At 63.5% G+C, this 13498-nt stretch carries 14 protein-coding genes and 1 pseudogene; 7 read left to right on the top strand and 8 right to left on the bottom strand.

Annotated elements, in window-relative coordinates; all coding sequences use genetic code 11:
- Positions 1 to 68: 68 nt before the first annotated feature.
- From QF036_RS11990 to QF036_RS11975, 4 genes are all read left to right on the top strand, one after another.
- A complete protein-coding gene (locus QF036_RS11990) occupies positions 69 to 461 on the top strand; it encodes an EthD domain-containing protein (protein ID WP_307102080.1) in 393 nt (130 codons plus the stop codon).
- Positions 462 to 625: 164 nt separating this feature from the next.
- The gene (locus QF036_RS11985; protein WP_307102078.1) at positions 626 to 1546 is read left to right on the top strand and encodes an SDR family NAD(P)-dependent oxidoreductase; all 921 of its coding nucleotides are present in this window, start codon (positions 626 to 628) and stop codon (positions 1544 to 1546) included.
- Between the two features lie 406 nt (positions 1547 to 1952).
- Entirely contained in the window at positions 1953 to 2885 is a 933-nt protein-coding gene (locus QF036_RS11980) for a VOC family protein (RefSeq protein WP_307102075.1), read from the top strand.
- A gap of 256 nt (positions 2886 to 3141) precedes the next feature.
- Positions 3142 to 4035 carry a zinc-binding dehydrogenase gene (locus QF036_RS11975; RefSeq protein WP_307102073.1) on the top strand — a complete coding sequence of 298 codons (894 nt, stop codon included), beginning with the start codon at positions 3142 to 3144 and terminating at the stop codon, positions 4033 to 4035.
- A gap of 708 nt (positions 4036 to 4743) precedes the next feature.
- Here QF036_RS11975 and QF036_RS11970 read toward each other — a convergent pair.
- The 5 genes from QF036_RS11970 to QF036_RS11955 all read right to left on the bottom strand — a co-directional run bounded on the left by QF036_RS11970 (position 4744) and on the right by QF036_RS11955 (position 9784).
- The gene (locus QF036_RS11970; RefSeq protein ID WP_307102071.1) at positions 4744 to 5637 is read right to left on the bottom strand and encodes a DNA/RNA non-specific endonuclease; all 894 of its coding nucleotides are present in this window, start codon (positions 5635 to 5637) and stop codon (positions 4744 to 4746) included.
- Positions 5638 to 5693: 56 nt separating this feature from the next.
- The gene (locus tag QF036_RS11965) at positions 5694 to 5849 is read right to left on the bottom strand and encodes a DUF4259 domain-containing protein (protein WP_307102069.1); all 156 of its coding nucleotides are present in this window, start codon (positions 5847 to 5849) and stop codon (positions 5694 to 5696) included.
- A complete protein-coding gene (locus QF036_RS25310; RefSeq protein ID WP_373460133.1) occupies positions 5794 to 6048 on the bottom strand; it encodes a DUF4259 domain-containing protein in 255 nt (84 codons plus the stop codon). Before QF036_RS25310 ends, QF036_RS11965 begins: the two co-directional genes overlap by 56 nt.
- 70 nt (positions 6049 to 6118) lie before the next feature.
- Positions 6119 to 6661: a hypothetical protein gene (locus tag QF036_RS11960; protein WP_307102068.1), complete on the bottom strand. Its 543-nt coding sequence runs from the start codon at positions 6659 to 6661 to the stop codon at positions 6119 to 6121.
- Between the two features lie 33 nt (positions 6662 to 6694).
- The gene (locus QF036_RS11955; protein WP_307102067.1) at positions 6695 to 9784 is read right to left on the bottom strand and encodes a S8 family serine peptidase; all 3090 of its coding nucleotides are present in this window, start codon (positions 9782 to 9784) and stop codon (positions 6695 to 6697) included.
- Positions 9785 to 10039: 255 nt separating this feature from the next.
- On the opposite strand from QF036_RS11955, the gene QF036_RS11950 reads away from it, so the two are divergent.
- The 3 genes from QF036_RS11950 (at position 10040) to QF036_RS11940 (ending at position 10824) form a co-directional block, all read left to right on the top strand.
- Positions 10040 to 10195, top strand: coding sequence for a hypothetical protein (locus QF036_RS11950; RefSeq protein ID WP_307102065.1), 156 nt, complete (start codon positions 10040 to 10042; stop codon positions 10193 to 10195).
- A 146-nt stretch (positions 10196 to 10341) separates the two neighbouring features.
- Positions 10342 to 10470, top strand: a complete 129-nt coding sequence (locus tag QF036_RS11945; protein ID WP_307102063.1) for a hypothetical protein — start codon at positions 10342 to 10344, stop codon at positions 10468 to 10470.
- A 3-nt stretch (positions 10471 to 10473) separates the two neighbouring features.
- A complete protein-coding gene (locus QF036_RS11940; RefSeq protein WP_307102061.1) occupies positions 10474 to 10824 on the top strand; it encodes a hypothetical protein in 351 nt (116 codons plus the stop codon).
- A 54-nt stretch (positions 10825 to 10878) separates the two neighbouring features.
- Here QF036_RS11940 and QF036_RS11935 read toward each other — a convergent pair whose 3' ends face one another.
- The 3 genes and pseudogenes from QF036_RS11935 to QF036_RS11925 all read right to left on the bottom strand — a co-directional run.
- On the bottom strand, positions 10879 to 11778 hold the full coding sequence (locus tag QF036_RS11935; RefSeq protein WP_307102059.1) for an RNA polymerase sigma-70 factor: 900 nt from the start codon (positions 11776 to 11778) through the stop codon (positions 10879 to 10881).
- Between the two features lie 5 nt (positions 11779 to 11783).
- A complete protein-coding gene (locus QF036_RS11930) occupies positions 11784 to 12365 on the bottom strand; it encodes a carboxymuconolactone decarboxylase family protein (protein WP_307102057.1) in 582 nt (193 codons plus the stop codon).
- Positions 12366 to 13315: 950 nt separating this feature from the next.
- Positions 13316 to 13453 (bottom strand): annotated as a pseudogene (locus QF036_RS11925) (single-stranded DNA-binding protein); the annotation flags it as partial.
- Positions 13454 to 13498 lie beyond the last annotated feature (45 nt).

Below are 13498 nucleotides of genomic sequence, written 5' to 3'. Positions count from 1 at the left end.
CCAGGATGCAAGACGTCCCACCAAGCCACCGCTCCGAGACAAATAACCCACTGAAAGGAAACACAACCATGGCAAACAACGGACCTGTCCTCGCCTTCGAGGTATACCGCTGGGCCGGCACAAGCGCCGAAGAGTTCCAAACGCACTACAAGGACGTACACGCGAAGATTGGAATGCGCATCCCGGGCCTCGTTTGGTACGAATCCTTCATGAACAAGAACTCGCAGGAGGGCTGGCCCGTGATCGGAGGAGCCGCCAAGCCCGACGCAATCGTCGTGATGATGTTCGATTCCGAAGAATCCAAGGCCAAAATCGCTGAGTCGGAAGCATGGACGGACGCTGCGGCAGACGATATCGGGTTCTGCAGCCACTTCGAAATCTTTGAAGTGGACCGCTTCACTTGGATCCCCGAATCCACATTGCGCGAACCATTCCATGCCCAGGAGGCAGCGCCCGCATAACTGGTAGCCCACGTCGGGGCTTGAAATAGACGACGCTGGGCCGGGGTCGCGCCTTCGTGTGTGGCTCCGGCCCGGAACCCGTGATGATCTTGTCGGCCCCTGGCCAAGAGCCGATGATTCTCATAGGACAGCCGAAGCCTAACCAGAAGGAGATGAAGGAATTGATGAAGTTCGAAGGGCGCGTTGCCATTGTTACCGGTGCCGGTCAAGGAATGGGCAAGGCCCACGCCGTCACTCTCGCCTCCCGTGGTGCCCGGGTAGTGGTCAACGATGTTTCCCGCGAGCACGCCGAGCAGGTCGTGAAGGAGATCGAAGGCGCTGGTGGAACCGCTGTCATCGACGTACATGATGTTGCCAACGAGGCCTCCCGGATCGTCCAAACCGCCCTTGACGCTTTCGGGCAACTGGACATCGTGGTCAACAACGCAGGTATCATCCGCGTCGGGCTCTTTGGAGAGCAACCCATGGAGGAATTCTGGAAGGTCTTCGATGTCTCCTTCAGGGGCACGGCGGAGCTTTCCCAAGCTGCATGGCCACACCTGGTGAAATCCGGTTCCGGCCGCCTGATCCTCGTCTCCTCCAGCGGCATTCTGGCCAATCCCGGCGCCGCGGCCTACGGCGCCGCCAAGGGCGCGATCTGGGCGCTGGGCAACACGCTCGCCCAGGAGGGAGACCGGGTTGGTGTACAGGTTTCAACGCTGATGCCCACGGCATGGACACCCATGACCGAGAGCGCCTATAGCGACCCGAACATCATCCGTACACTACGCGACGGGCTCGGTCCCGAGCACGTCGCAAATTTCGTTGCCTACCTCTCGCACCAGGACACCACGGTGCACGGGGACATGTTTCAGGTCAGCGGCGGCCGAGCAAGTCGGATGGTTCTGACGGGCCTGCCACGGGTCCAGTCCACCGAGAACACCCCCGAGGGATGGATCGCAGTCGCTGACCAATTGAGCGCGGACTCCGAGGACCTCACCCAGTACCGTGTCACCGGCCAACAGTTCGCTGACGAGATGATTGCGGCAAATCCTTCCGTTGCCGAGGCTTTCAAGAACATGAATCCCGCGGACCTCGGCGCCTAGAAGGCCCACCGGCCACACCCAAAGTAGCGGCAGTCCAAGGACACCGTCATGTCCCCCGCACTTATGAATGCCTGAGCAGGGTTCGCAAACAGCCGTCCTTATTTGTGCCTGAATTAACCTGGCCTGCCGACGAGCACGCATGAGCGGCACGCGGGCCCAGCCCCTCAACGACCGTCAAGGAGCGAAGGCCTGAGCCGCCGGCGGTGAGTTTGTGAGAACCTGGCGCTAAGTACCCCGCCGCGCATTCGGTTACCGGGCTGCCTAGTCGCCCGGCCAGCCACGGCCTCATTCCCGTGCGCCGTGCCGCGTGCACCGGCACCGGTTTCCACCAGCCAGAAACGCGCATACCGACGGGACCGAGTACCTATTGTGAAACAACCCGCCCTGACATGAAGGAGTACCACCCATGTGGAACCCGTTTCCCATGATGTTCCACCCGACACTGATCGTCGAAGACCTTGAACAGTCCTCCGCCTGGTTCAGCCGCGTCTTTGGCCGGCCCGAGGTGCGCTGGGAAAACAAGTGGGACCTGACCTTGCTCAACCCGACCTACCCCATCAACTACTCATACTTCTATGTCCTGGGCGATGTCAGCCTGGATGTCCTGTGCCCCTCCCTCCTGGTTCTCCCCGGCGGGAAAAAGGCCGTATACCCCGAAGGTGAGGGCCTCTCCGACATCGCCTGGTACACCGACCGCATCGAGGAAGTCTCCCGGCAACTTGAAACCCACGGCTTCCGGACGCGGGACCAGGAAGGCAACATCATCCACGACGGCGTGGTCCCAGAGTCCAACCTCGTCGCCGATTGCCCCATGATCTGGTCCCTTCCAGAAGATACAGGCCTAACATACGAGTTCTACGACATGGCCCGACGCCACTGGGACAAATACTCCGAACATGCCGATCCCCGTCTGAGCCCAAACTGGAGGCCGGATCGGGTCGTTGAAGACGATCCTCTCGGGATCGTGCGCACCGCCTATCACACCATATTGACGAAGGACCACGCCCGAGCGAAGAAGCTTTTTACCGATGTCCTGGACGGCAAAGTCGTCGACGAATTCCACGACCCGGAGATGGACGCCGACTGTGTCGAAATAGCGTACGCAAAGTCCGTGCTCCGTTTCGCAGTACCCCGCACCGAGCCCATCATGGACGTGCTCACCGGCGAACCGACCCACACCGATCAGTATCTCGGCATCACCTTTGACGTCCTGGACGTCAAAGCAGCAGCAGCACACCTCGAACACGAGGGCGTCTCAATCGTTCATCGCCAGGACCAAAGCATCGTCACGGATCCAACGACATCAAAAGGGGTCGTCTGGGGCTTCCGGACCGCATAACGTGCTGTGCATCCTGCGAAATCACACATAGCTAACGGACGACACCCTGATTACTCCGGCTCGGGTCTGTGGCTCTACCGCTAATATCGAGGCCATGGAACTTATCGATTGCCTCGGCTTCGCCGCCGTCGCCGCTTAGGAAATCGCGCAGATCGGGTCACCAACACGAGGCGGCACGCAAAACACGGGTTTTCAACGATGGGAGCTTTTCATGCAAGCATGGCGGCTGACTGCTGCGAACGAACCACTCAAGCTCATGGACGTACCTGACCCCGTGGCAGGGCCCAACGAGGTGGTGATCGATGTCAAGGCCGCGGGAATCTGCCACACGGACGTGGGATACCTGGACGGCACGCTCACTGGCATTCTGGGCTTCACTCCCATCACTCTCGGACACGAAATCGCAGGGGTAGTGGCACAACTGGGAGACGCAGTCACCGGCCTGTCCTTAGGCCAGCGAGTAGCCATCCCTGCAACCATCCAAGGCCCCGGGACGGGCACCGACGGTGGCTTCGCGGACAAGGTTAAGGCCTTCGACTATCAGGTCATCCCGGTTCCGGACGGCGTGGCGTGGGAGCAGGCTGCGCCGGCCACCGACGCGGGCATGACGTCCTACCATGCGCTCAAGGTAGGCGGTGTTCAGTCGGGGACCAAGCTGGGGATCATAGGTGCTGGCGGGCTGGGCAGCTTGGCGATCCAGTTCGCCAAGGCCCTCGGCGCGAAGATCTACGTGGCGGAGGTGAACCGGGCAGCTTGGGAACGCATCTCCGGCGGCTTCGGGGTCGATGGGCTTGCCGAGAACATTCGCGACTTCGCCGATGAGGACCTCGACGTGATTGTTGACTACGCGGGGTTCGATACCACGACCGATGATGCTATTGAAACTGTCGGGTTCCGGGGTGCTGTCGTTCAGGTCGGCATGGGAACGGAGCGGACGAATATCTCGACCACGACGATGATCCTCAAACAGTTGCGCTATCTCGGTTCGAATGGAGGTACCAACGAGGACTGCGCAGAAGTTCTCAACCTCATTGCCCAAGGCACTGTGTCCTCGCACGTCGAGACAATAGGCTTCGACGAGATCTACGACTCCATCCGACGCTTCGAGCGTGGCGAGGTCAACGGACGCCTAGTCGCCATCCGCTCCTGACAAGCAGATCGCGGTCGGGCGTCCGTCACGTCTGACGATGCATTTTGGGATCGTCGCTCAGCCAAGGTTCCCGCTTCCGATGGTTCCCCCGCAACGCGGCCAGAATCGGCAGCGGCACTTGAACACCCAGGAAGCCCTGGTCGTAGCCACTCCTACCAGCGAGGGCTTGGGTGGTAGCGGTGGGGTCCCTACCAGCGCCAAATGACAGCAAGGTGAAAGGTCCGCCTCCGTCGTCCGGGCAAGATTGCTGGAAGGCTACGTCCCCTGGTGGACCAACGGTGATCTTCTCCAATCCGACCTCGTCCCATTCGGGCTGCTGACGACATCGTCCGACCGGCGCGCGTCCACACGCTCCATGGCGGCCCTGGATTTCCGGCCCATCAGACTGGATTGGGCGCGGCAAATGACCAAGCTGTGGATCCTTGAGCGGTCCACCACGGAGACCTCCCCGACAACCCTGATCACTCACGTCGCACGGCTCTGCACCGATTTTGTCGTTCAACGCACGGTGCGGAATATCCCCAAGCCAACCAACGCATCCGAACTGACCCGGGAACACGGCAAGGTGCTGGCACAGGCCCTGGCCGGCATGACCAGGGGCGACGGGCAGCCCCTGTCCAACAGCTACAAACGACTTGTTGGATCGACGCTGACCGGCATGATCGACTACGCCCGAAAAAACCCAAACAGGAAACACCTTGACCCACTTCAGTCCTCCAGGTCGAAGTCCAGGTCCAGGTGTTCGACGTCGGTCAGTTCCCGCCAGGTGGAGCCCACCGGGGCAGTACCGAGGGTTGCGGCGATAGGCATCCGGTCGACCTCAACCAGCTGGTCCAGGTCCAGGCCCGTGAGTTCGGCGATGTCCCTGATAGGCGTCTGGAAGGTCCGGAACGGACCCAATGGCGGGACGTCCTCGGTGATCCCGCGCCGCGGCACCCCCGGCAGATCGGCCAGCTGCGGGGTTTGATCCACCACATACCCGGTGGCCGCCAGCTCGCCCTCGTGGATGAACGCGGCGACCTTGAAGAAGCGCAGCGGGATGTCCACGCCCCGGTACACCGGATCGAGGGTGCTGAAGATCGGACCGGTGAAGACCACGACCCGGCTGCGGTACTGGGCGGCATGCTCCTGCAGGTAGTCCTCGATGCCCAGCCACAGCTCCATGCCCTGATTGAACCTGGCCGCCTGTGGGGCGGCATTGGTGTAGTGGAAGGTGTCCTCGTTGGCGAGCTGGGCTTCGGCCACGGTGTCACCCCAGACCGCCGAGGACCTGCGCACCAGATGGCCGCGGTCGATGTCGTTCCGGGCGTAGACCCGCTCCCCCGTCTGCTCGTCGGCGGGAAGCCGGGGATCGAGTTTCCAGGAGATTCCGCCCCGGTCCAGATCCATGAGTGTGCTGCCGTCGATGCCCACACCCGTGACGGCCGCCAGGCGCTTATCGAGTCGCATCAGCACTGAAAAGTGCGTGTACGGCAGCAAGACCGTCTTCACCCCGGCCAGGCCGGGCAGGTGCACATGCTGGCCCAGGAAGTCCTCGTCGAAGCCTTTCCGGCCGGCGTAGTCTTTCACGGTCAGGGTCAGGTCCTGCAGCAGTTCATCCATGACCGGACACTAGCAGTGCAGGGTGACGGTCCGCAGGCAGGTTGGTGAATGCTGGCTTACCGCAATGCCGCTTGCAGCCTTTCCGAAAGCTCGGTGAGTGATTCCCGCCACTCCGGTTCATCAGCGTCGTCCCAAAGCTCTGCCAGCTCGGAGTAGTCACCGGCCACCCGTGCAACCGCCTGCAGCGCGAGTTCCACATCCTCGGGGGCCAAGCTCCGCCCCGTGAGCGGTCACCCATGACGCCACGTTCTCTGGAAGGTCACCTGGCGGGTTTCCTTGGCAGGCCGAGGTCACCTCCGCCGCGGCAATCGCGACGCTCCCCTCCGACGCTTCCAAATAGCGGCCGGCATTCGTCAAGGCAACGCGCACGACCTCGGCGCCACCGGAATCGAGTTCGTCCAGCCAGTCCAATGCATCGTCATTCTAATCCCCTCACCAAAGCTATCCCAGCCTCAGGGCTGAGGCCGGGACCGCCTGGCTGCTAAGGAATCCGGACGGTCGAACCGGAGTACTTGGTAAACGTGGTGTACCCGGCCTTGGACCCGACTACGCGGACTTTGAGGGTGTCGTAGCGGTCTGCGGACACGAGCCGGTAAGTCCTGGCGGTGGCCCCGGCGATGGCGACACCGGACCGGTACCACTGGTACCGCAGGGTCGTCCCGTAGGTCCATGTGCCGGTGTTGGCGGTCAGTGTGTAGCCGTAGCGCGGTGTACCGGAGATCCAGGGGGTCGGGGCCACCAGGGTGCCGGCGACGACGGCGGTCGTTGATGCCGAGTCCTTGGCGACGGTGGTGTAGCCAAGCTTGGACCCGGTGACCCGGACCTTCATGGTCTTGCCCAGGTCTGCAGCTCCCAGCGTGTATTTGGAGGCGGTGGCTCCCACGATGGCGACGCCCGACCGGTACCACTGGTACTTCAGCGTGGCGCCGGCGGTCCACGTGCCGGGAGCGGCGGTCAGCGCGTAGCCGACCTTCCTGGTACCACTGACCGTGAGCGTCGGGGCCGTGAGCGTGCCGGGGGCCACGAGTACCTCAGCGGAGTCCTTCGTGACGGAGGCTTACCCGGGTTTGGAAATGCTGACCCGCAATTTCACCTTCTTGCCGACGTCGGCGGCGGAGAGACGGTAGCCCGGGCCAATCTCCATCGGCACGGCGACGCCTGCCCGGTACCACTGGTAGCGCTTCACCAGCTGCGAATCGAAGCCGAGCGTGTACCTGCCTGTGCTCCACGTCGTCGTATCAAACGTGAGCACGTTGTCCGCTTTCGCTGTCCCTCTCAGCACGGGAGTCGGTGCCACAAAAGCAGCAGGCCCGACCTTCACCGTCGGGGCAGACTCGGAGACGTACGCGACGTACCCCGGCTTCGTGATGGTGAGCCTGACACTCATTACATGGCCAATATCGGCAATACTCGGCGAGTAGCTGTAGCCTGCTGCTCCCGCGATCGCCACGCCATCGCGATACCACTGAACACTTCGGCTAAGTGCCGCCGGGGTCGAGAACCACTCGTAGGTGTACCGCGGCACCGACAGCGTTTCCAAGTACATAGCGGCACCGGAAATCACAGGGGTCTTGACTTGACTGAAGGTTGCTGCGGCGACGGTGGCTGTAGGCTCCGACTCCTTGGCAAGCCCCGCATACCCGTCCTTAGCCCTGGTCACCCGGATGCTTATGGTTTGCCCCACATCAGCAGGTGTCAGCATGTATGCCTGACCAGTCGCACCCGGAACAGCGCTTCCGGCGCGGTACCACTGGTAGTTGAGAGTTGTGCCCGCCGTCCACGTCCCCGCGACTGCCGTCAGTTTCTGATCCACAGTGACCGTTCCGGCGATCGTCGGAGTAGCTCCAGTCAATGTTCCGACAACAACCCGTTCCGTCGCGTCGGATTCGAGGGTGAGCGGCGTGTAGCCCGGGGCGGTTCCCGTGATGCTGACCGACAGCGGCTGGTCCAGATCCCCAACGGTTGGCGTGTAAGTGCTCGCCGTCGCTGTCGGGATGGACATGCCGGCCCTGTGCCACTGGTAGCGAAGCGTTGCGTCATCTGTCCAGGCCCCCGGTACGGCCGTAAGAGTTGCACCGACGGCCGGTGAACCGGTGACGGTCGGCTTGGCGGCAGTCAGCGCACCTTCGCCAACCGGTGCTGTTTCAGCAGACGCGCCTGTCACCGTGTCCTCTTCAGGCGTCAGGCTGTGCACCGTAACTGTGACCGAGATGGTCTTGCCAAGGTCGGAAGGTTTTGGGGTATACGTCTTGTTGGTCGCCCAGTCGATGGGGCCGTCACTATTGGACCATTGGTAGGTCCAGAATCCGTACTTGCCTTCCTCTGCCGTCAGCGTTGAGCCGACTTTGGCCTCACCCGTAATCGTGGGAGCGTAGGCCGGTGCCGGCGCCACAGTCTCGGTCGGGGCGGGATCCGGCGCCGGTGTGTCACTTGGCGCGGGGGCGATCGTACCGATGGGCATCGGTTCCGGGACGACCACCGGGTCAGACACCGCAACGGCTGAAGCCCATTCTGTCCGGTGGCCGGTGACGCGGACGCTGATCGACGCGCCGAGGTCTCCGAGGTCAGGTTGGTAGGTCCGCTGTGTAGCGAACGCGATGGCGTCGCCGTTGCGCAGCCACTGGTAGTCGTAGGACGTGGCTGTCGGCGTCCAGGTTCCTTCGCCGACCGTCAGGGTCTGCCCGTAGGCCGGAGTACCAAGGACGGTTGGCTCGCCCGGTGTGAGTGTGGGTGCCGAGGACATGGAAGCGCGGACAGCCACCCAGGCGTCAACCAGGCCGCTGCCGCAGCCGCCGGTGTCGCAGGTGCCGGGCAATGGCCGGGCTGTGGCCTTCATTTTCGCTTCCACGTCGGCCGGGGCGAGAGTGGAGCCGGAGGTCATCATGAGAGCGGCAAGGGCTGCTACGTGAGGTGCTGCCATCGAAGTGCCCTGCATGAAGCCGTACGCTTCGCTGCCGAAGGCGGTCTCGCCGTCGTTCCAGGTGGACAGGATCGCGTTGAAGGCGCTGGCGGTGGCGTCTCCGCCGGGTGCGCTGACGTCCACTTCGGGGCCGTAGTTGGAGTAGAACGCGCGGCTGCCGTCCCGGCCGGTGGCACCGACGGTGATGACCTTGTCGCAGTTGGCCGGGGTGGATCCGGAGGCCGGGGAGTTCTCGTTGCCGGCGGCTGCGACCACGACCGCGCCCTTGGAAGCGGCGAAGTCCAGCGCGGACTGGAAGTAAGGCTCGCACTGTCCGGAGCCACCCAGGGACATGTTGATGACCTGCGCCGGGGTCGGGTTGGCGGGCAGACCGGCCACGGTTCCGCCCGCTGCCCAAACGACGGCGTCGGCGATATCGCTCATGTAGCCGCCGCAGGCTCCGAGGGCGCGGAGCGGCTGGACCTTGGCGCCGTAGGCGACGCCGGCGATTCCGCGGCCGTTGTTGCCGACCGCCGCGATCGTGCCGGCCACGTGGGTCCCGTGCCACGACGAGGCGGCACCGTTGCAGTAGTCGCCGGTGTCGGTCGCGTTGGCGTCCCGGCCGTCCCCGTCGTTGCTAATGCCCGGGTCGGAGATGAAGTCGTAGCCGGGGACGATGTTGGCCGCCAGGTCGCTGTGCGTGGTGATGCCGGTGTCGATGACGGCAACGGTGGCTCCGCGGCCGGTGGTCACGTCCCAGGCGGCAGGCACCCGCATGCCGCCGGTGGATTCGGTGTAGTCCCACTGGTACTGGAAGTAGGGGTCGGAGACGGTCGCCGCGGGACGGACGAAGGTATCCGGCACGACGGATCCGACGTTGGTCTGGCTCCGCAGTGAGGCGACGACGCTGGCGCGCTCACCGGGGGTCAGAATCTCACTGGTCTGAACGACGCTGGCGCCTGTCCCGGTGGTGCGGAGCTCCTTGACGGAGACGCCGGCGGTGCGGGCAGCCTGGCCGTAGGCTTTGGCCCGTGCGCTGGCTGTCCCGGCGGTTCCGGACTTGAACTTCACGACGAAGCGGCTGGCGGCCTGGGCGGGCAGCTCTTGGCTGGTTGAGGGCGGCGCGACCGGCCCCGGGTCAATGGCCGGTTCCTGGGCTGCTGCCGCGGGAAGGGCGAACAGGCTGCTGAGCAGGACAGCGGCGGTGCTGAATGATGCGACGGCCTTGGTCAGGCGCGGTGCTGGCATGTGGTCCTCAGGGACATGGCCGGTGCTGGCACCGGCGGACGGGCATAGCGGGAAACACGAGTCCTCTGAACGGCCGGCCCCCGCCAAAACTTTAACCTAGAAGTTGTTCCGTTCTTGAGCTTTGGCGGGGATCCTGCGCTTTTCCTGCGGTTTCGCCCTTGATTGCGGCTGGAACATAGGGGCGCTGCTGCGGATGGCTATCCAAGGCTCATCGAATCCAAAAGTGTTGTCGCTATCCTCCGCGCTGATGTTTTCGTGCCAAAGTTTGCCGTTCGAACCTCTCACTATGACGCGGCCGTCCCCCGTGGACGGATTGGCTACAACCTCACCGCCGACCGGCTCCTCCTGCACACCATCCAGACCGAGGAGGCCCTGTCTGAGCTTCTCAACGACGGGACGGCTTGCGCCTGACACTTCCTTGGCCGAGCCGGGTGATCTTCCGCTCCTGGCCCTCGCAGATCAGCGCGTAGTGGCAGGAAGCGCCCCGGGAGACATCTTCCACTTCAGAGCCGGGAACCTAAGACTGCGCTACCCGTGAGCTCCGATAGTGTGGGCCCATGCCCATCGAAATCCCCGCCGCTGAAGGCACCGGAGAGGCCCTGGTGGCCCGTCCATCCACCACAACAGGCCCTCTGCCTGGCGTCATCCTCTACATGGACGCCTTTGGCCTGCGCCCCCGAATCTAGGAGATGGCCCAGCGCATCGCCAACTGGGGTTATGTGGTCTTGGCGCCGAACGTGTTCTACCGCGATGGATCCACCACTGAGCTCGCCCCCGCCGTGGACATGTCCACCCAGGAAGGAAGGGAAGCTGCAGGCAAGGCTGCCTTCCCCCGGGTTGGCCGCCTGACACCGGACAAGGCACTGCCGGACATAGATGTACGGAATTGGCCGGGCTTCACACCCTTTGGGCCCGGTCTTCGAGACTGTTCTGGAGCATGGGTCCGCTTCCCGTTACCCATGGCCAAGTCACTTCCGAAGCCACCTCGAGTTCCTGGGCCTTCTCATCAAGTCGGTACCGCAGCGTCCAAGCCACCATAATGCTCTGGAGCGCGTTACGCCTGGCACCGAGTTCGCTCTGGAGGGTCTGAGCGGCTAACGTGCCAGCCGGGTCTCCTCCTCCAAGTGGCCGAGCTTGTCCGGGTTCCGCATGGCGAAGATCCGTGCGATCCTGCCGTCCTCCACCACCAGGCTGATGAGTGACGGACCGCCTGCTTCGTCGTCGATCCGGATGCCGAGGGCGCCGTTGAGCCAGAGCAGAGCGATTTTCGGGTTGAGCGCGGCCTGTGGGAAGGACCGAAGCAGATTTGTCACCTTCTTCGCGCCGTAGACCGGCACCCGAACGGCCTGGGCGACGCCGCCGCCGTCGGCGATGAGTACGACGTCAGGCGCCAGCACGTCCATCAAGCCCTGCACATCTCCGGTGGTGACCGCCGCCAGGAACCGTTCGACGACTTCCTGCTGCTCGCTGCGGCCCACGCGCATGCGGGGGCGCCGGACGGCCACATGAGAGCGCGCACGGCTGACGATCTGGCGCACGGCGGCCGCTGACTTGCCCACGGCCTCGGCAATCTCCTCGTAGGGCACGTCGAAAACCTCCCGCAGTACGAAGACCGCCCGCTCCACAGGGGTGAGCGATTCGAGAACCGTGAGCATGGCGATCGAGACGCTTTCGGCCAGTTCCACGTCCTCGGCGACATCCGGCACGGTGAGCAGGGGCTCGGGCAGCCATTCCCCGACGTAATCCTCCCGCCGTCGTGACAGCGCGCGGAGGCGGTTGAGCGCCTGGCGGGTGACGACACGGACGAAATAGGCCCGCGGGTCACGCACCTCCGCGCGGGCCCCGCCGCCCAGGTCCGACCACCGCAGCCAGGCCTCCTGCACCACGTCCTCGGCATCGGCGGCGGAGCCGAGCATCTCGTAGGCGACGGTGAAGAGCAGGCTGCGGTGGGCGACGAAGAGGTCCAATTTGTCGGTGGTCCCGGAGTTGCCCATGTCGGTCAGGCTACTCCGCGCCCGCTTGGTACCGCGAGCGGCTTCAGGCCGCAGGCATCCGCGAATCCTTCGGACTCGATGCCCAGCGCGACGTTGCCGCGGGTTGTGAGGTTGGCGTAGCCGATGACGCTGGTCAGCTCAACCAGGGCCGGTGCGCCGAGCTGCTCGAGCAGCCGGGCAGCAAGCTCGTCCGTGACGGTTACGGGAGTCGTGCTCATGGCCTCGGCATATTCCAGGACGTCCCGCTCCAGGGGCGTGAAGACCCCGGAGTCGCGCCAGCGCGGGATCTGCCGGGCCTTCTCCAGGTCCAGGCCGTGGTTGTGCGCCATGAAGTAGTTGTAGTCCAGGCACCAAGTGCAGCCGATGAAGGAGGCCACGGCCATGTGAGCGTAGGACTTCAGCGACTCATCGCAGCTGTTCCACTTCTGCAGCTTCTGTCCGAAGCCCATGGATGCCTTGAGAACGGGCTGGTTGTGCCACATGACGCCCAGCGATTCCGGGACTTTGCCGAACATCTTCGCGCTGAACTTCTTGATGAGTGCGCCGTAGAAACCGGTGATTTCTGCGGACGGGATCCTGGTGGTCATGTCTCCTCCTGCGGTCGGTTCTGGGTTCTACGACATGAAGACACCGCCCGCGTCCGATCTGTGACAGCGACGCCGTGAAACTGCTTGGGAAACGCCCGGGGTACAGCGGCGCGATCATGGGTCAACTGCGTCCGCCCCGGCAATCTCTAGCGTTTCGAGCCACCTGGGTGATGAGACACACCTCTGTTAGGAGAAAAGTTCTGCTGCCCGCAAAGGAACCTTCTCAAGCGTTGCTGCCGCACTCGTCAGTGCCGCCGCCAAACGGGGGCTTTCAGTACAACGTCCCAATGGGCGTCTTCGCCGACCCCACAATGACGGGCAATCGATGCGAAGCGTCTATCTGATCTTGTTGCTTCCAGCTCCCGCCGAGCGGTAATGTCGCCCCTCTTGCGTGACAGCGGGCGCTCTGCCCTTCCTGCTTCGTATGCCGGCTTGCTGGCCCTGAAGACCCAGGTGAGCAGTTGGGCTGTCCCCGCCAGAGCGAGCAAGACGCAAAGAGCAGTGATATAGAGCAGGAACATCAGCGCCGCTACCGTGAACGTGCCCAGAAACGCCACGAGAAGTCCTAACGTTCGGGGATCATCCATCGCACTTCGAACCCAACTGCCCGTGCCCTACCCGACGGGCGGATGCTGCTGCTGCCTGGTCGCCAGGATGGCGAGGTCGTGGATGAGCCGTTGCACTTCGCGTTCACGGCCCTGGGAAGAAAAGAGAAGAGCCGCCGGTGGTCCGGCGGAAGGACCAGGGGCGGGGGATGGTTTTGGGACAGGCGCCACCGAAGCCGGTTCCTCAACCTCAAACGGATCAATAAATCTAACCGGCTCCATCACAACGTCCCCCGTGTTCATGGTCTGCTTTGTCTACCATGAACTGGTCCCGTCTATCGCCGGACCACTCCGGAAAAATCAAGTTCGTTTTACCTCGGCACGCCTAAAGCGATGTCGTTTTGGCTGTGAGCCCTTGGCCGCCGCAGCTGCATAGCGAAGAGACAGCCCGATTTCGTCGATCTCGAATTCGATTACCGTGCGCTTCTCCCCCGTTTTTGTCTCGTAGGTGCGGGGCTTCAGCCGGCCACTCGCAACGACGCGGCTGCGAAGAACTACCGCCAATGGTTAGCAGGCCAGCATGAAGCA

Origin of the sequence: Arthrobacter globiformis (assembly GCF_030817195.1) — a bacterium.
Lineage (GTDB): Bacteria > Actinomycetota > Actinomycetes > Actinomycetales > Micrococcaceae > Arthrobacter > Arthrobacter globiformis_D.
The sequence above is the reverse complement of the archived record's forward strand: the minus strand, read 5'-3'. Positions and strand labels throughout refer to the sequence as shown.